Below are 17,713 nucleotides of genomic sequence, written 5' to 3' on the forward strand. Positions count from 1 at the left end.
TCGGCATCGGCGGCTACCTCCTCCGGATCGGCCTCGCCGTGCTGTTCCTCTTCCCGATCCTGTTCATGTTCGTCTCCTCGCTCAAGCCCGACCAGCAGATCTTCGGTGACCTGTCCTCGATCGCGGCGTTCCTGCCCATCGGCAACATCTCGATGGACAACTACTCCGCCGTGTTCGACCGGGTGCCCGCCGCCCGGTTCCTGGTCAACTCGATCGGCATCTCGACGATCACCGTGGTCGCCGGGATCCTGGTGAACAGCCTGGCCGCGTTCGCGCTGAGCCGGATGCGGGTGCGCGGCAAGACCGTGATCCTCACGCTGATCATCGCCACCCTGATCGTGCCGTTCGAGACCCTCGCCCTGCCGCTGGTGTGGTGGGTGAACCAGCTGCCCTCGTTCGAGCTGACCGAGCTGGGCTTCATGTTCAGCAAGGGCTGGATCGACACCTACCAGGTGCAGATCATCCCGTTCGTGGCCAATGCCTTCTCGATCTACCTGTTCCACCAGTACTTCGAGTCCATTCCCAAAGAGCTCGACGAGGCCGCCCGGATGGACGGCGCCGGCTGGTTCCGCATCTACCGGCAGGTGGTGATGCCGCTCTCGGGCCCCGCCATCGCCACCGTCGCGATCCTCACCTTCCTGCCCGCCTGGAACTCCTACCTCTGGCCACTGATGGTGGTGCAAACCGAGGAGCTCCGCCCGGTGATGGTGGGCGTGCAGTACTTCTTCCAGCTCAACGTCTCCTGGGGCGAGGTGATGGCGTACTCCACGCTGATCACGCTGCCCGTGGTGGCCCTGTTCATCGCTTTCCAACGCTCGTTCGTCAACAGCATCGCGTCCAGCGGTGTGAAAGGTTAGGCCGGTTTTATGTCGCTCCAACTGCCCGATAAGTGGATCTGGGACTCCTGGTACGTTCAGGTCGACGGCGTCACGCACGCCTATTACCTGCACGCCAGCAAGGCCCTGGGCGATCCCGACCGCCGGCACCGGCACCCCATCGTCGGCCACGCCGTCAGCACCGACCTCACCAACTGGACCGTGGTGCAGGACGCCCTGATCATCTCGGATGCGCCCGCGTTCGACGACGCCACCACCTGGACCGGCTCGGTGGTGCAGGCCGACGACGGCCTCTGGTGGATGTTTTACACCGGCACCTCCCGCACCGAAGACACCATGGTGCAGCGCGTTGGCGCGGCCACCTCCCCCGACCTGTTCACCTGGACCAAAGTCTCGACCGAGCCGCTCGTGGAGGCCGACCCGGCCTTCTACGAGACGCTGGACCTGTCGGTCTGGCACGACCAGGCCTGGCGCGACCCGTGGGTGTTCCGTTTCCCCGGCGAGAGCACCTGGCAGATGCTGATCACCGCCCGCGCCGCATCCGGCGACCCCCGGGTGCGCGGCGTGCTCGGCCACGCCACCAGCGAGAACCTGCGCGACTGGACGGTGCGGCCGCCGCTCAGCCAGCCCGGCCAGGGCTTCGGCCAGCTCGAGGTGTTCCAGTTCGAGATCGTCGACGGAGTGCCGATCCTGCTGTTCTGCTGCGGCGTCACCGAACTCTCCCCCGAGCGCCAGGCGGCCGGCGAGGTGGGCGGCGTCTACAGCGTGGCGGTGGATGCGCGGTTGGAGCAGGTGGACTTCACCGGCTCGGTCTTGTTCGACCGCACCGACCTCTACGCCGCCCGGCTGCTGCGGGATGCCGACGGTGGTTGGGTGCTGCTCGGCTTCATCAACATCGTCGACGGCGAGTTCGTCGGCACACTCAGCGACCCCATCCCGGTCACGGCCGACCCGGTGCGCGGGCTCGTGCACCGGCCGACCGTGCACCGGCAAGCCGAGGACTCGGCCGCGGCATCCGCCTTCGCCGCAGCCGCGCTGTGACCGGCGGGGATCTGGCCGAGCGCCGGGTGCTGGTGGTCGGCGAGGCACTGATCGACCTGGTTCAGCGGGCCGACGGCTCCCGGGACGAGGCGCCCGGCGGCAGCCCAGCCAATGTGGCGCTGACGCTGGGGCGGCTGGGGCGGCATCCGCAGCTGCTCACCAGCCTGGGCGAGGATGACCGCGAACACGCGGTTCGGGCCTGGCTGGAGGGCTCGGGGGTACGGGTGTCTGCGGGGAGCGCGACAGGGGCGCACACCTCCACCGCAACGGCACTGCTCGATGCCACGGGGGCGGCCACCTATGAGTTCGACTTGGCCTGGGCCGTGGATGTGGAGCTGGCCGGCTCCGCCGACGTGCTGCACGTCGGGTCGATCGCGACGGTGCTCGAGCCGGGTGCGTCCGACGTGGCACGCCTGGTCGAGGCCCGCCGCGCGACGGCCACCATCACCTTCGATCCGAACATCAGGCCGGCCCTGATCGACGACGCCGCGGCCGCCCGGTCGAGGGTGGAGCAGCTCGTACAACTCGCCGACGTCGTGAAGGTCAGCGACGAAGACCTGCTCTGGCTGCACCCCGACCGCGATCTCGCCGAGACGGCAGCCTCCTGGCTGGCCGCCGGGCCGGCCGTGGTGGTGGTCACCCAGGGCGGCGAGGGCGCGTTCGCGCTCACCGCTCAGGGACGGGTGTGGGCGTCAGCGCCCCGGGTAACGGTGGTCGACACCGTCGGTGCCGGGGACACGTTCATGGGCGCGCTCATCGACGGGCTGATCGACGCTGACCTGATCGGCGACGACCGCCGCCAGGCGCTCCGTGACGTGCCGCTGGGTGTGTTGGAAGGCATCATGCGGCGGAGCGCAGAGGCGGCCGCCGTCACGGTGTCCCGCCCCGGGGCCGACCCGCCCACCCGCGCCGAACTCGCCGCGGTGTAGTTCACACCGCGCTCCACCGACCGACCGCCCGCCGACCACAGAACCGACCGACCAGCACACGACCCAATCGCGATCCACCAGCAACACAACGGAGTCAATGATGACTGCACCACTGGCGTTCCCCCGACCGACCCGCCGCCTCCGGCGGACCGCCGCGATCGTGATCGGAGCCCTGGCCGTCGCGGCGCTCATCCCGGTGGCCGCGCCACCCGGCGCGGCCACCGCCGCACCGGCGGCAGCAAGCGCCGCGTCGGAAAGTGCCGCCTCGGAGGGCAACCGGGCGCAGTACCACTTCACAGTTCCCGACCACTGGAAGAACGACCCTCAACGGCCGCTCTACGTCAACGGCGCATTCAACTATTACTACCTCTATAACGGCGACTACGACCAGAAGGTCGGCACCGCCTGGCGGCTGGCCACCACCACCGACAACGTGATGTTCGCCGACCAGGGCGTCGTCGCAGACAAGGGCACCAACGCCAACTACGACCTCTGGTCCGGCTCGGCCGTGCTCGACAGCGCCAACACCGCCGGCTACGGCGCCGACGCCATCATCATGCTGGTCACCCAGATGGACCACCCCACCCCCGCCCAGATCGCCAACGCCTCCGGACCGCAGGCACAGTTCCTCTGGTATTCCACCGACGGCGGCCTGAACTTCCAGCCGGCCGGCGACACCCCGGTGATCGCCAACGGCGGGCGCACCGACTTCCGCGACCCCAAGGTGATCTGGGACGCGGACCGTGGCCGCTGGGTGGCGCTCATCGCCGAGGGGCAGAAGATCGGCTTCTACACCTCGCCCAACCTCACGGACTGGACCCGCGCATCCGAGTACGTGAACACCGGGCTGGGCACCCTGGAATGCCCCGACCTGTTCCAGATCACCGCGGACGACGGCACCAGCAGATGGGTGATGGGGATCAGCGCGAACGGCTACGCCACCGATGAGCCGAACACCTACGCGTATTGGACGGGCACCTTCGACGGCAGCACCTTCGTTCCGGACGTGACCGCGCCCCAGTGGCTCGACCACGGCTTCGACTGGTACGGGGCCGTCACCTGGGCCGACCCGGCGAATGCCGCGAACGACAGCCGGTTCGCGATGGCGTGGATGAACAACTGGTCCTACCCGCACGTCACGCCCAACTGGCCCGCCGATGGCTTCAACGGCACCGATTCGATCGTGCGGGAGATCAGCCTCAAGCGGTACGGCACCGGCTACAGCCTGGTCTCCCAGCCGGTCGCCGCCCTCGAGGAGGATCACGCCACCAGCGTGAGGAACCTGGGCACCTTCGCGGTGAACGGGCAGCTTCCGCTGGACTATGAGGGTTCGGCGTACCAGCTCGAGGCCGACATCAGCTGGGCCGACCTGGACAACGTCGGCCTGCAGCTGCGGGCCTCCGCGGACGACAGCCGGCACGCCGACGTGGGCGTCTTCGACGACTTCGCGTACCTGAACCGCGGCGGCACCGGCAATCCGGATGCCTCCGGCCAGAAACTCGAGAGCCAGGTTCCGTTCGATCCGGCCGCGAAGAACGTGCACCTGCGCATCCTCGTCGACCGCACCACCGTCGAGGTCTTCGTGAACGATGGCCGTTACGTGATGTCGAGCGAGGTGTTCGCCGACGCCGCGGATACCGGGATCAACCTGTTCACCAGCGGCGGCGCTGCGACGTTCTCCGACGTGACGATCACCGAGTTCGCCAGTGTCGCGCAGCGACCGGCCCGGGTGCTCGCCGACTTCGAGGGCACCACCTGGGGAGCGGGCTGGACGGCGACGGGCAGCTTCGCCGGGCAGGGGCCGAGCGGCTACACCGCACCCGGAACGGTGGGCAGCCAGGTGCTGAACAGCTACGTCGGCGGCGGTGATGCGGCCACCGGCACCATCACCTCCGCACCCTTCACCATCGATCGCAGCTCCCTCCGGTTCCTGATCGGCGGCGGTGCGCATCCGCTCGGCGTGGAACCGGCGACGTCGGTGAACCTGCTGGTCAACGGCCAACCCGTGCGCACCGCCACCGGCACCAACGACGGCGCCCTGCGGCCTGTGACCTGGGATCTGACCGACCTCGCCGGCCAGAGCGCTCAGCTGCAGGTGCTCGATGACGCGACCGGGGCTTGGGGGCACCTGGTGGTGGACCAGGCGGTGTTGAGCGACTAGCTGCACCGGCCTGGTTGAACCTGTGCTCGCTGCACCTCGTATGGCCCACTGCGCCCGCTATAGGGGGTGCGGTGGGCCATACCTGGTGCAGCGACGACGTGTGCCGGTTCAACGCGGTAGGTCGGAAGGCCCTACGCCGGCGGCAATAGGGGTGCGCCTCGAGAGGATGATTCGGGAAGGCGGCTCTCGCAGGGGAACGGCCACGCCCCGTGATTGATGTGGCGTCGCACTTGCAGCATTAGGAGTTCCCATGTCCGCACGATCCTTGCTCATCGCCACAGCCCTCACGGTGTCCGCCGTCACCCTGGCCGGCTGCGCGCAGCCCACGCCGGTACCGACCGAGCCAGTGCCGAGCGTGCCGCCTGTGGCGGAGCCGGCGCACTGGTCGTACGACGGGGAGAGCGGCCCGGAGTCCTGGGCCGGACTGGACTCCGCGTTCCAGGCCTGCGAGGCGGGAACGAATCAATCCCCCATCGACCTACCGGCGGCCGTTCCCGCGCCGAGCAGCAGCATCGAGTTGAGCGCCGCCGAAGCGGACGGCGATGTCTTCGACTCCGGGCATGCCGTGGAGTTCGAGTCCGACGGGGACGGCGAGGCACTCACGTTCGGCGGGAATGAGTACAGCCTGCAGCAGCTGCACGCCCATGTGCCGTCCGAGCACACCGTCGACGGCCGGCCCGCCGCGGCCGAGCTGCACCTGGTGCACGCGGATGCGGCCGGCAACCTGCTCGTTCTCGGCATCCTCGTGACCGAGGGAGCGGCATCCGACGCGTTGACGCCGTTCATCGAGGCCGCCACCCACCTGTCCGACGACGACGAAGTGACGCTGGACGTCGCCGCCGTTCTGCCGGTCTCGCTGGAGAACTACGAGTACTCGGGCAGCCTGACCACCCCGCCGTGTACCGAGGACGTGCAGTGGGTGGTGATGGGCACGCCGATTTCGATGTCGGCGGAACAGATCGGCACGCTCGCGGACGCGCACAGCCACAACGCCCGGCCCACGCAGCCGCTCGGGGACCGCACAGTCGTTGGAGGAACCGCGGAGCTCGAAAGCGAGGACTAGACCAGAGCACCGAACTGGCGGGATGCGCCCGCGTTCTCAGGCGCATCCCCGTGCCCGCTAGGCCCGCCACACCCCGGTGGCGGCCGTAGTCCGGGCATAGTCGGTGAAGTCCGTGGCCGGCTTGCCGAGTACCCGCATGATGTCGTCGGATGTCGTCGCGAGCGCGCCGCTGCCAATGTGCGCGTACAGCTCCCCCAGCATCTGCGCCCACTCCGCGGGCACACCGTCGCCTACCTGCTCAGCAACGAACTCGTCAACCGAGAGCGGAACGTAGCTGACCGTACGACCCTGGGCGGTGCTCAATTCGTCGGCGATCTCGGTAAAGGACAGCAGGCGGGGCCCGGTGAGCTCGTAGGAGTGGCCGGCGTGTGCCGGGTCGGTGAGGGCCGCAACAGCGACTTCGGCGATGTCATCAGCATCGACAAAGGCCTCCCGGCCGTCGCCCGCCGGCAGCCGGAGTTCGCCGGTCGTCGCGGCGCCGAGCAAGAAGTCCTCGCTGAAGTTCTGGTTGAACCAACGCAGACGGAGAACGGTGAGGGAGATCGCCGCGTCGGTGATCTGCCGCTCCGTCTGTGCCACGACATCGACATCCATCCCACCAGAGGCCGGAACTGACACCATGACGGCCCGTGTCACGCCGGCAGCCGCGGCACGCTGGGCGAACGCCCGCACCTGTTCGATGGTCTCGGCGGTGCCGAGGTTTGGCAACACGATGTATACCGCGGTGACGCCGGCCAGCGCAGCCGGCCAGGTGGTTTGGTCGGTCCAGCTGAACGGCGTCGCGGTCGAGCGGGAGGCTTCCCGAACGGCGTAGCCGCGCTCCGCGAGCAGGCGAACAACGCGGCTGCCGGTCTTTCCGGTGGCTCCGGTGATGAGATAGGTTTCTGCGCTCATGGTGACTCCAAGTCATCTCGTGGTCGAGGCAACACAAGGCGCAGCGCACGAAGCTCGAACCTTTGGTTGCCACGGCAACCATATCGTTGTTTGGTTGCCGAGGCAACCAATCCAGTTATGCTCGATGTATGCCAAAGCCACCAGGAATGACCGAGCTGGAGTCGCGGGCGTGGCTGTGCGTGGTGTCGGTGGGGCAGCTGCTCACGCCAGCGCTCGACGCGCGGCTTCGGGCCGCCGGAGTGACGACGTTCGAATTGGGCACCCTTGTGCTGCTCACCGAGAATGCCGGCGGGCCCCTTCGAATCAGCGAGATCGCCACGAGCCTGTACGCCACATTGCCTCACATCTCCAAGGTCGTGGGCAAGCTCGAAGGCAGGGGACTCGTTGAGCGGGCGCCCTCATTGCGCGACGCCCGAGCCTCCAGCATTTCGGTGACGGAGTCGGGGAGACGCCTGGTGGCCGACGCCTCGCCGATCTACTCCGATGAAGCCCGAACCTTGCTTCTGAACAGGCTCGGGCCAGAGCAAGTCGCGGTTCTGGTTGACATCCTCGAACCGTTCGTACAGGCCCTGGCCCCGAACCACCCGCAGAGAGCGGCAATCGCTGAAGGTCCGACGCGGCACCCGGCACAGCCTGCCCCATAATTGGATGAATGGGCATCCGCCCGCCACGATCCACGGAGATGAGACCGGTGTCAGACCCCAGCCTTCGCCTGCCCAACACGCAGTTCTGCGCGGTGCTCAACCTCGGCGTTCTGCCCTTGGTGGCACCGCCTCTGCCGACGCGGTTCGCCCTGCCGGTGCTGGATGCGCAGTGGCTCGAGGACGGCGCCGCGATCTACATCGGCTTCGAGGAGGGCGAGTTGCACTTCGACGTGTCGGAACGGGGCATCGAGCACCACTTTCACAACGTCGACGGCGTCGACAGCGACATCAGCCCGTGGCCGAGTGCCGACACCGAGGCCCTGCTGGCCTGGGCCGGCCCGTTCGTGCGCCACGTCAGTGAGCTGCTCGAGGAACTGACCATGGATGCCGCCGAGGCGGCCGAGTGGAGCGCGCTGGGCCTGACCGTCTACGCCACCAGCCCTCCGGAACCCACGCAGCTGGAGGTTGTCGACCTCGAACTCGAGGGCGAACAGATGATGCTGCCCTGGCTGGGCGCCGGTCACGTGGGCCACGACCACATCGACGGACCCAACCACCCGATCGCGCTGCTCTGGAACGCGCAGCACGAGGAGCCCGACCTGCCCCTGGCCACCGCCTGGACCGACCCGGCCAGCGGCCAGCCGGCCGTGCTGGCCCGTCCCCAGGTGGACTGGGACGCGGTAGGCCTGCCCGAGGCAGAGGTGCTCGAGTGGCTGGAAGGGCTCTACCTCAACCACCACCTGCTCGCCGACCCCGAAGAACTCATCCTCCGCGCCGGCCTGGAGCGGATCGCGGGGATTCGCTAGAAGCTTGGGGCTGGCGCTCTAGCGGGAGCGGCTCCAGGTGACCAGGGGATGCAGCAGCGAGATCAGCTGACGGCCGGACGGGGTCAGGTTGTAGCTGATCGACACCGGGGTGGTGGGCTGCACATCGCGCTCGATCAGGCCCTCGTGTTCGAGTTCCTTAAGCCGGGCCGCGAGCACCCGGTCGGAGATGCCCTCCACGAGGGTGCGGTACTCGGAGAACCGGCGAGCGCCGCGGGCGCCGGCCATCAGGATCGCGGCGCTCCATTTACGGCCGGCCAGCTCCACGGAGATCTGGAACCGACGGCATTCTTCTTCGTCGAGGGCGAAGGTTGTGTCGCTCATGACACCTCACTAACTATTGGTTAGCAGCTTACCCCGGGATGGCGCCCGGTGGTGAAGTTTGCCATCGTGGGATAACGGCGCTCGCACCCGGCGCCGTGCACCTCGGCAGAAAGGCCTCCATGGTCAGCACAATCGGCATCCTCGGAGCGGGCCGCGTCGGCTCCGCCATCGCCCGCACCGCGCTCACGGCCGGCTACACCGTGCACATCGCCGGCTCGGGCCCGGCCGCCGACATTCAGCTGATCGTCGACATCGTCACCCCCGGCGCCGTCGCCATGACGGCCGCGGATGCGGTCGCGACCGCCGACCTGGTGATCCTCGCCGTTCCGCTGCACAAGTACCGCTCGGTCGACCCGGCCACCCTGGCGGGCAAGATCGTGATCGACACCATGAACTACTGGCAGCCCATCGACGGCGACCTGCACGAGTTCACCGGCGATGCCCGCAGCAGCAGCGAGGTCGTCGGCGACTACTTCCCTGGCGCCCGGCTGGTGAAGACGCTCAACCACATCGGCTATCACGACCTGGAAGCCGACGCCCGGCCCGCCGGTGACCCAGAGCGGCACGGGCTCGCCCTCGCCGGCGACCCCGAGACCGCGGCCGTCGTGGCCGAGGTCATCAACAGGTTCGGGTTCGACCCGGTCTACGCCGGCTCGCTTGCCGCCGGGGCCGCGTTCGAGCCCGGGTCGCCCATCTTCGGCGGCCGGCACACGGCCCGGGAACTACTCATCGAGCTGGGTCCGGCCGTGGCCGAGGCCGCCTAACTGTTCCCCGAACGGACAAGTGCGTCCGGCACACCGGGCGCAATTGTCCGCTTCGGGCACAGATACGCAACCACCTAGCCCCTCAAGACATTGGACCAACCCATGGAAATCGGCGCCTACAGCTTCGGCGACACCCCACTGAACCCCGACGGTAGCCCGCGCAGCACTGCCGAAGGCATCCGCAATCTCTTCGACGCCATCGTGGCGGCCGACCGCGCGGGGCTGGACTACTTCGGCGTCGGCGAGCACCACACCGTGAGCATGCCGGCGTCCTCCCCCGGCGCACTGATCGCCGCGGCCGCCGCCGCGACCGACCGGATCATCCTCGGCAGCGCGGCGAGCATCATCAGCACGGATGACCCGGTGCGGGTGTTCCAACAGCTCGCCACCGCCGATGCCATCTCCGGTGGCGGCCGGGTGGAGATCACCGCCGGGCGGGGGTCCTCCGTCGAGACGTTCCCGCTGTTCGGCTACGACCTGCGCGACTACGACACCCTGTACGCCGAGAAGCTCGAGCTGCTGATGAGGATCAACGGCAGCCCCACGGCGGAAGTCACCTGGTCGGGCAGCGTGCGGCCGGCGATCGACAATCTGGCCGTAGTTCCCCGGCCGGTCAACGGCCGGCTGCCGATCTGGCTGGCCACCGGCGGTAACGCGGCCTCGTCGGCGCGGGCCGGTCGGCTGGGCCTGCCGGTGTCGTACGGCATCATCGGGGGCGAGCCGCACCGGTTCGCTCCCCTGGCCGAGCTCTACCGCCGGTCGGCCGCGCAGGCCGGCCACACCGGCGAGAACATCAAGGTGTCAGTGGCCACCCTCGGTCTGGTCGCGCCCACCAAGAAGGAAGCGCTGGAACGCTTCCACCCGGGTTGGCACAACCTCAACGTGGAGATGGGCCGGCTGCGCGGCTGGCCGGCGCCGGACCGACGCCAATTCGAGGCACAGGCCCAGGCGCCGGGCGCCTATTACGTGGGCGACCCCGACGACGTCGCCGAGCGCATCGCCCACCTGCACGGTCACCTGGGCCACATGCGGCACTTCCTGCAGTCGGATGTGGGCGGGCTGCCGCACGAGCACCTGCTCGAGTCGATCGAGTTGCTGGCCACCGAGGTGAAGCCCCGCGTGGCGCGGCTGCTCGCCGCCAAGTAGGCGCACCCGAGCCCGTATCTCGCTGATCGAACCGCACCATCTCGCTGATCGAGCCGCACCGTCTCGCTGATCGAGCCTGTCGAGATCCCGTCACCAGGTCTCGACAAGCTCGACCAACGACGTGGAAACGACCCCGAGACCGGGTCACCCGGTCACGACACGCTCGACCAACGACGTGGAAACGACCCCGAGACCGGGTCACCAGGTCTCGACAAGCTCGACCAACGAGGTGGGAACGACCCTGAGACCCGATCGCAAAATCAGATGGAGGCCCGGGGAACCGGAGGGCACGAGATGAGTAGCGGGGATTCCTGCGGGGCTTCCTGGATCCCGAGCAGAACACGCACTCCGGCCGCGCCCAGTTCGTAGTGCGGAAGGGCGACGGTAGACAGCGGAGGGCGAAGGTGGGCGGCGATGACCTCCTGGTTGTCGAACCCGACGATGGCGATGTCGCTGGGGATCTTCAGCCCGCGCTCCCGCACACCGTCGTACAGACCCATCGCGACCCGGTCGTTGTGGCAGAACACGGCCGTGACCTTCAGCTCGAGCAACCGATCGGTCGCGGCGTAGCCGCCCTCCTGCTCGGGATGGGCCTCGAGCACCAGCGCTGGATCGAAATCGATGCCGGCCTCGGTGAGCGCCCGGCGGTATCCCTTGAGCCGCCCCGACTGAGCCGGAGATGACGAGGTGGTGTTGATGAAAGCGATACGACGGTGGCCGGCCTCCAGCAGGAGCCCGGTCGCGGTGTAACCGCCCTGCACTTCGTCGGGCACCACGGCGGGGGCCGTGGCGTTGGCTTCGAAGCAGTCGACGAGCACGTAGTCGGTTTCGCGCAGGGCTTCGGGCGGCACGACAGCCCGGTGGAACCAGGTGGAGTAGAGAACGCCGCGCACCTTGTGCTCCAGCATCATGCCTATTGCCGCCTCTTCGGCTGCCGGGTCGCCCTCGGTGTTGGCCACGAGCAGCACAAAGCCGTGTTTCCACGCCTCGTCCTGGGCGCCATGAATGATCTGACCGGCGAAGGGCGTCGTGGCGATGGCATCGGCGACCAGGCCGATGAACTTGGAGCTTCCGCTGGACAGCGTCTTCGCGAGCGCGTTCGGCCGGTAGCCCAGATCGCTCACCGCGTCGTGCACGCGCTGCCGGGCATCCGCGCCGATTCGCGCGCTCTTCTTGTCGTTGACAACGTTCGACACCGTCGCGACCGACACCCCGGCCGCCTCCGCGACATCGCGCATGGTGACCGGATGCCCGGCGTGACCGGATTCGGCAGCGTCGCTGGATCCAGAGCGCTTTCGCTTGGTGGTCATGATGCCATCCTGCACGGACTTGTCATACGTCATCCCTTCGACCCGCCGCTTGAGAGGCCGTAGATCATTGCCTTGTTCAGTACCAGGAACGCGAGCAGCAGCGGAGTAATGCTCACGCAGACGGCCGCGAATGTCGCCGTCCAGTCCACCTTGCCCATCGCGCCGATGTAGTTCTGCAGCCCGAGCGGGATCGTCTTCAGGCCGTCCGACAGCACGAACGTGTTGGCGAAGATGAAGTCGTTCCAGATGAAGATGCTGTTCACCATGACCACGGTCACGATCGTGTTCAACGACAGCGGGAAGGTGATCTGGGCGAAGATCCGGTAGGGACCCGCGCCATCAAGCGATGCGGCCTCATAAGTCTCTCGCGGGATGTACTCGTAAAAGGACGAAAACAGGAAGATCGACATCGGCAGCGAAAAGCCGGCCAGCGGGATGATGATCGACTGATAGGTGTCGAGCAGGTTCACGGCCGCGTAGTCGATGAAGAGCGGCACCAGGGCGATCTGCACCGGCACGACGATGCCGATCAGGAACAATCCGCGAACGAACTTGCTGCCGCGAAAGCCCAGCACCTGGAGCGCGTACGCCGCCATCATGCCCAGGACCACGATCAGCACGATCGCTCCCGAGGTGACGATGAAGCTGTTCAGGATGTTGAGCGCGAGGTTGCCGGTGGAGAACGCGCGGGAGTAGTTCTCGAGCGTGAATCCGGTGGGCAGGCCGAACGGATCGCCGTTGGCGAAGTCCTGCTCGGTGCGCACACTGGTGAGGAACAGCCACGCCAGTGGGTACACCTGCACAACGACGATGAGCGCGACAACAACGCTGGTGAGAGTGCGCTGAACGTTCAGCCGTCGATGCTGGCGCGGGGGTGGCGGCGACAGCCTCGATGACGAACGTCGGGGTGCCGAACTACGGGGTGCCGTGGTGGTGGTCATGCGTCGGCCTTCCGTCGGAGGAGGAGAAGAATGAGGCCCACTGCAACGAGGCACTCGATGACCACGAAGACGGCGATGGTGCTCGCGTACCCGTAGTCGGTGCTCGTGAAGGCCGTCTTGTACATGTAGGTGGTCAGAAGTTCGGAGGCCTGGCCCGGCCCGCCGTTGGTCAGCAGGTACGGGATGTCGAATCCGCGCAGCGCGTAGGTCGTGGCGATGATGGTCGTCGTGATCCAGACCGGGCGGATGTGGGGAAACTTGATGCGCCAGAACGTCTGCCACCACGAGGCGCCGTCGAGCTTGGCCGCTTCCTCGAGTTCCTGCGGCACGGCGAGGAGGGCCGCGTAGATGATGAGCATGTACAGGCCGGTGAAGCGCCACCCTTCCGGTATCGACACGGCCGCGAGGACCGTGCTCACATCGGAGAGCCAGGCCGTCTGCAGGCCCCCCAGACCGATGAGCTCGAGTGCCCGGTTGAGCAGGCCCGCCGGCTCCAAGGAGTAGATGCGCTGGAACAGGAACGCGATCGCGACCGTGGAGATGACCGCCGGCAGCAGGTACAGCGTCTTCACGAGTTCCCGGCCGCGGCGGAGCATGGTCAGCAGGCTGGCCACGAGCAGCGCTCCGCCCAGCTGCAGGATCAGGCAGATCACGAGATAGCCGAGGGTGTTGAGGAACGCCGTCCAGAACACCGTGTCCCCGGTGAGCAAGTAGACGTAGTTTCCCAGTCCCACGAACTGCATGTCCGTGACGCCGTCCCACTGGAAAAAGCTGAGGAACAGGGACTGCAGGATGGGAAGCAGCACGGCAACTGCATACAGCAGCAGCGGTGGCACGAGGAAGATCAGGACCGAGAGCCGTGACCGGTTGGGGAGCATCAGTGCGCCTTCCCGTGGGGGCCCTGGGGCCCCCACGTGCGGATGTGTTGAACGGAGCGGGCTATTTGAACGCGGCGGGGCCGTTTTGGGCGATGACGGCATCCATTGTCGAGATGAACTCGTCAGCCGTGACCTCGCCTTGCACGAGCAGCGTCAGCTCCTGCTGCAGTCGGGTGTTCGAGGTCGGGTCAAGCTGCGTGTCCCAGGGCATGGCCGTGGTCTCGCCGACGTCGTTGGCCTGTTGTACCGCACGCTCGTAGAGAGGCGTGGCGTTGGCGGGGATGGTGGTCTCGACGTTCGTCGTGGGAGAAAGCGCGCCCGTGGCCGCGTAGACCTCGGGGTAGCGTTCCAGCGCGAAGCCGAGGAAGTCGCGCACCAACGGGTCGAAGGTCTCGGCGTTGACCGCCATGCCGATGCCGGACGGTGAGACGAACTCGTTGGCCGCGGTTGCCGAGCCGGCTGTGACGGGCAGGGTGAAGTAGTCGATGTCGTCGCGCACTCCGGCGTCGAGCGCGTCGGTGGCGAGGCTGCCCAGCTCCCAGGTGCCGATGTTGTACACGGCGGCCTTGCCCGAGGTGAACAGGTTCTGCGCGTCAGAGTAGCCGGTTGACGAGAAGCCCTCCTGGAAGCAGCCGGACGAACCCAACTGGCTCATCCATTCCACGGCCGCAACTCCATCGGTGTCGCTGAGCTTCGCGTCGCCCTTCTTGAGGTCCTGCACGAAGTCGGGTCCTGCCGTGCGGAACGGGTGGTACGCCATGTAGCGCTCGAGGGGCCACTGATCCTGCCCGTCGAGGGCGATCGGGGTGATCCCCGCCTCGCGGAGCTGCGTGCACATCGCCGGGATCTCGTCGAGGGTCGTGGGGATCTCGACGCCGGCCTGCTGGAACAGCGCCTTGTTGTACCAAAAGAACTCGAGCTGGAACTCGAACGGCACCATGTACAGCGAGCCGTCGTCGAAGCGCTGGTAGTTCAGCGCCGCCGGGCGGTAGTCGTCGTACAGGTCAAGGCTCGTGAGCAGCGCTTCGGCATCCATCATCCGACCCTGCTTGGCGAGCTTCTGTGCGTAGGGGGTCGCGTCGGTGTCGAAGAGTTCGGGGAGCTTATTCGCGGCCGCGAGGGTTTGGTACTTCTGGATGTACGACGGACGGTCCGGCGTGGTGATGAGGTTGAGGGCGAAGCCGGGGTGATCCTTTGCGTACTCATCGGCTATCTGCTCCATGGCGGTGATCACACCGCCGTCGGCCGGCCGGGAGAGCAGCCAGGAAATCTCGCGGGCCTTGATCTCGCCCTCAGGGTCGACGTTGGTGGAGTCAGCGTTGCCCGCTGCGCCTCCTGCGCCACCACACGCTGTGAGTCCGAAAGCCAGTGCAGTGGCGGCGGCGGCGACTGCGAGCCGTGATCGGGTTGTTTTCATTGTTTCCATCTCCGTTGATCGAATGTCAGTGATCGGGTTGTTCAGTGCTGGGCTATTCAGTTGTGCGCGTACTGCCGCTCGGGCAGGTTCTGGGGGGTTTCCGTGGCGGTGCCCACGGAGCTCAGGCGCAGGTCGCGAACGACGATGCTGCCCTCTCCGGCGAAGACGCCCACCCGCCCGGCCGGGCGGTCGTAGATCCGGGTACTGAGCGTGGTGCGGCCGTCGAGGTTCGCGACACACAGGTCGCCGTCGACGATCACCTCGAGAGTGTGTTCACCCGGCGAGATGTCGCAGTGGCGTTCCAGCTCGATCACGAAGGGCGTATCCCCCGAGATCTCCCACTGACCGTCACCGGTGCGGCGACGCGGCCAGCGATCGAACACCATGCGGCCGCGTGTGGGCTCGAGCCGAAGGATGTAGGCGGCGTCTCCGTCGTCGCTCGCCCGCAGGAGCACGCCGCATTCGGTCGTGCCCGGGGCGATGTCCAGGGTGAGGGAGAGGCGGAATTTGCGGGGCGAGTCGACCTCGGAGAGTCGGACGCTGTAGCCATCCGGCGCATCGAGCTGCAGCGAAGCGCCGGCTAGCCCGGTGCCGGCGATCCCGAGGGGGACGTCCTCGGTGAAGCTCGCCAGGAGTTCGGGCGCGAAGCCGAAGGCGAGCGTGCCGTCGTCGTTCTGGGTCGCCTCGAGAACTGACATCGTGCCCGCCCACTGCCAGGCTCCGTCGTCGCGGTCGCCCTCGCGGCTGGCGATCCAGCCGAAGAAGAACCGGCGCCCGTGCCGCTCGGCGGTCTTGGCCGCATAGAACGCGCGCCCGTCGATGCTGTCGTGTTCGGGAACCAGCCAGGGTCCGGCGAGACTTCTGGCCATGCGGTAGCGGGTGGTGAAGTTCTCGGAGAACTCCGAGTACACGAGGTACCACCAGTCGCCCCAGCGGAAGACATCGGGGCACTCGTGCGCCACGTAGCGCCGCGGATCCCAGAACGGTTCGACGCTCTCCCAGTGCACGAGGTCGGTGGACACGCACTGGGCGATGGTTCCCCGGCGCCGCTCCGGCCCGTCGGTGTGCCGGGCGGCGATCAGCATCCGCCACAGTCCGGCCTCGTCGTCACGGAAGACGAAGGGGTCGCGCCAGTCCGCCGTCTCGTAGCCGGCCGGCGCCCCGAAGGTGTGCTCGGGGAACCGCTGCCAGCTGGCCAGGCCATCGGTGCTGGTTGCGTGCATGACGAGCTGCAGCGGGAGGCCGTCCGCACCGAGGATCGCGGGATTCTGGCCCGTGTAGAAGAGGTGGTGCGTTCCGCTGCCGTCGTCGACGATGCTGCCGGTGTACACGTTGAAGTCCGCGGCGGCGGTCGATCCGTGGTCGAATGCCAGGCCCCGGTCGTCGAAATCGACCAGGTTGCCGGTGGTCACGAGGTGCCACGGGGTGCCGGGTTTCGGGGTGCTGCGCTCCTCGTGCAGGTAGAAGAGCTGAAACTCGTCGTTCGCTACGAACGGGATGATGTCGCCAACCCACGCTCGTGGTGGCTGAAAAAAGAGGTGCTGTGGCATCGGCGCTGATCCTTTGGTTAATCGCTTAATCAGAACCATAAGCGGTTAACAAATGAAAGATCAAGCGGTTAATCAAAATCGGGCGACGAGTGCGCAGGCACAAGGGTACGGTGGGCGGCATGACGGATGCGGCGCTGATCGGTGGGGTGACCGCGCCCGACCTGCACGTGATGACCTACAACATCCGTCGCCGGGTGCCCACCCTCCGGCCGGGTAGCCCCGACAAGTGGGATACCCGCAAGCTGCTGCTGCGGCGCCTGCTGGCGGCTGAGCAGCCGACACTGCTCGGCGCGCAGGAGGCGCTCGTCGACCAGGTCGATTTTGTAGCCGCTGCCCTCGGCCCGCACTACCGCTGGGTGGGTCGCGGCCGGCACGCCGCGGGGACCGACGAGCACAACCCGATCTTCTACGACAGCCGTCGCCTACAGCTCACCACCTGGCAGCAGCGGGCCCTGTCGTCCACCCCGCACGCGCACGGGTCACGTTCCTGGGGCAATCTCACCCGGCGGGTCGTGGTGTCCGCTGCTTTCACCGACCTCGCCACCGGCGCCCGGCTGCTGGCCTTCAACACCCACTTCGACCACATCTCCTGGCGGTCCCGGCTCACCTCGGCGGCGTTCATCACGTCCCTGGTGAACTCAGCCCTCGCCGCAGAACCCGACGCCACGATCGTGGTCACCGGCGACCTCAACGCCACCGTGGACTCCGCCGTGTACCGGAGACTGACGGGGGAAGGCGTGCTTCGGGATACCTGGCTGCTGGCCGCCGAACGCCTGACCCCGCAGTGGGGCACCTTCTCGGGCTATCGGCGCCTGCGCAAGGGCGGCGCGCGCATCGACTTCGTCCTGGTGGGGCCGGGCGTCACTGTGACCAGCACGGGCATCAACGCCGCACGGTTCGACGGCCGGGCGGCCTCCGACCACGAGCCCGTGCAGGCCGTGCTGCGCCCGGCACGCTTCTCTGCCGGCGGCCAATCCGGCTAGTGTGCTGG

The 17,713-nt window shown here is 67.6% G+C and carries 17 protein-coding genes; 10 read left to right on the forward strand and 7 right to left on the reverse strand.

All coding sequences use genetic code 11. The annotated features are described in order from the left end of the window. The first annotated feature begins 65 nt into the window (after nt 1-65). From CXY76_RS10860 to CXY76_RS10880, 5 genes are all read left to right on the forward strand, one after another. A complete protein-coding gene (locus tag CXY76_RS10860) occupies nt 66-857 on the forward strand; it encodes a carbohydrate ABC transporter permease (protein WP_233199729.1) in 792 nt (263 codons plus the stop codon). A 9-nt stretch (nt 858-866) separates the two neighbouring features. Continuing rightward, nucleotides 867-1,877 carry a glycosyl hydrolase family 32 gene (locus CXY76_RS10865; RefSeq protein WP_104164337.1) on the forward strand — a complete coding sequence of 337 codons (1,011 nt, stop codon included), beginning with the start codon at nt 867-869 and terminating at the stop codon, nt 1,875-1,877. Continuing rightward, the gene (locus CXY76_RS10870; RefSeq protein WP_233199705.1) at nt 1,874-2,806 is read left to right on the forward strand and encodes a carbohydrate kinase; all 933 of its coding nucleotides are present in this window, start codon (nt 1,874-1,876) and stop codon (nt 2,804-2,806) included. The genes CXY76_RS10865 and CXY76_RS10870 overlap by 4 nt, the downstream gene beginning before the upstream one ends. Nucleotides 2,807-2,903: 97 nt before the next feature. Next, a complete protein-coding gene (locus CXY76_RS10875; RefSeq protein ID WP_104164339.1) occupies nt 2,904-4,967 on the forward strand; it encodes a glycoside hydrolase family 32 protein in 2,064 nt (687 codons plus the stop codon). A 250-nt stretch (nt 4,968-5,217) separates the two neighbouring features. After that, a complete protein-coding gene (locus tag CXY76_RS10880) occupies nt 5,218-6,030 on the forward strand; it encodes a carbonic anhydrase (RefSeq protein WP_104164341.1) in 813 nt (270 codons plus the stop codon). Nucleotides 6,031-6,087: 57 nt separating this feature from the next. Here CXY76_RS10880 and CXY76_RS10885 read toward each other — a convergent pair whose 3' ends face one another. Then, the gene (locus CXY76_RS10885; RefSeq protein ID WP_104164343.1) at nt 6,088-6,924 is read right to left on the reverse strand and encodes an NmrA family NAD(P)-binding protein; all 837 of its coding nucleotides are present in this window, start codon (nt 6,922-6,924) and stop codon (nt 6,088-6,090) included. Between the two features lie 146 nt (nt 6,925-7,070). Between CXY76_RS10885 and CXY76_RS10890 the strand changes: the two genes are divergently transcribed. Continuing rightward, nucleotides 7,071-7,568 carry a MarR family winged helix-turn-helix transcriptional regulator gene (locus CXY76_RS10890; protein WP_158253885.1) on the forward strand — a complete coding sequence of 166 codons (498 nt, stop codon included), beginning with the start codon at nt 7,071-7,073 and terminating at the stop codon, nt 7,566-7,568. 47 nt (nt 7,569-7,615) lie between these two features. Then, the gene (locus CXY76_RS10895) at nt 7,616-8,374 is read left to right on the forward strand and encodes a hypothetical protein (protein ID WP_146073434.1); all 759 of its coding nucleotides are present in this window, start codon (nt 7,616-7,618) and stop codon (nt 8,372-8,374) included. An 18-nt stretch (nt 8,375-8,392) separates the two neighbouring features. Here CXY76_RS10895 and CXY76_RS10900 read toward each other — a convergent pair whose 3' ends face one another. Beyond that, on the reverse strand, nt 8,393-8,716 hold the full coding sequence (locus tag CXY76_RS10900; RefSeq protein ID WP_104164349.1) for a helix-turn-helix domain-containing protein: 324 nt from the start codon (nt 8,714-8,716) through the stop codon (nt 8,393-8,395). A gap of 119 nt (nt 8,717-8,835) precedes the next feature. Between CXY76_RS10900 and CXY76_RS10905 the strand changes: the two genes are divergently transcribed. Both CXY76_RS10905 and CXY76_RS10910 read left to right on the forward strand, forming a co-directional pair. After that, nucleotides 8,836-9,480, forward strand: coding sequence for an NADPH-dependent F420 reductase (locus CXY76_RS10905; RefSeq protein WP_199190272.1), 645 nt, complete (start codon nt 8,836-8,838; stop codon nt 9,478-9,480). 102 nt (nt 9,481-9,582) lie between these two features. Continuing rightward, nucleotides 9,583-10,626 (forward strand): LLM class flavin-dependent oxidoreductase, encoded by a 1,044-nt coding sequence (locus CXY76_RS10910; protein ID WP_104164353.1) that lies wholly within the window; start codon nt 9,583-9,585, stop codon nt 10,624-10,626. Nucleotides 10,627-10,886: 260 nt separating this feature from the next. Here CXY76_RS10910 and CXY76_RS10915 read toward each other — a convergent pair whose 3' ends face one another. From CXY76_RS10915 to CXY76_RS10935, 5 genes are all read right to left on the reverse strand, one after another. After that, nucleotides 10,887-11,936, reverse strand: a complete 1,050-nt coding sequence (locus tag CXY76_RS10915) for a LacI family DNA-binding transcriptional regulator (RefSeq protein WP_104164563.1) — start codon at nt 11,934-11,936, stop codon at nt 10,887-10,889. Between the two features lie 29 nt (nt 11,937-11,965). Then, nucleotides 11,966-12,877, reverse strand: coding sequence for a carbohydrate ABC transporter permease (locus CXY76_RS10920; protein WP_104164355.1), 912 nt, complete (start codon nt 12,875-12,877; stop codon nt 11,966-11,968). Beyond that, nucleotides 12,874-13,755 (reverse strand): carbohydrate ABC transporter permease, encoded by an 882-nt coding sequence (locus tag CXY76_RS10925; RefSeq protein WP_104164356.1) that lies wholly within the window; start codon nt 13,753-13,755, stop codon nt 12,874-12,876. The genes CXY76_RS10920 and CXY76_RS10925 overlap by 4 nt, the downstream gene beginning before the upstream one ends. Nucleotides 13,756-13,816: 61 nt before the next feature. Then, complete coding sequence (locus CXY76_RS10930) at nt 13,817-15,172, reverse strand: ABC transporter substrate-binding protein (RefSeq protein ID WP_104164358.1); 1,356 nt, start codon at nt 15,170-15,172, stop codon at nt 13,817-13,819. A gap of 56 nt (nt 15,173-15,228) precedes the next feature. Continuing rightward, the gene (locus CXY76_RS10935; RefSeq protein ID WP_104164360.1) at nt 15,229-16,722 is read right to left on the reverse strand and encodes a glycoside hydrolase family 32 protein; all 1,494 of its coding nucleotides are present in this window, start codon (nt 16,720-16,722) and stop codon (nt 15,229-15,231) included. An 89-nt stretch (nt 16,723-16,811) separates the two neighbouring features. Here CXY76_RS10935 and CXY76_RS10940 point away from each other — a divergent pair, with 89 nt between their 5' ends. After that, nucleotides 16,812-17,705, forward strand: a complete 894-nt coding sequence (locus tag CXY76_RS10940) for an endonuclease/exonuclease/phosphatase family protein (RefSeq protein ID WP_233199706.1) — start codon at nt 16,812-16,814, stop codon at nt 17,703-17,705. Nucleotides 17,706-17,713: the final 8 nt, after the last annotated feature.

It is taken from the genome of Cryobacterium sp. N22, assembly GCF_002929555.1.
Classification (GTDB): domain Bacteria; phylum Actinomycetota; class Actinomycetes; order Actinomycetales; family Microbacteriaceae; genus Cryobacterium.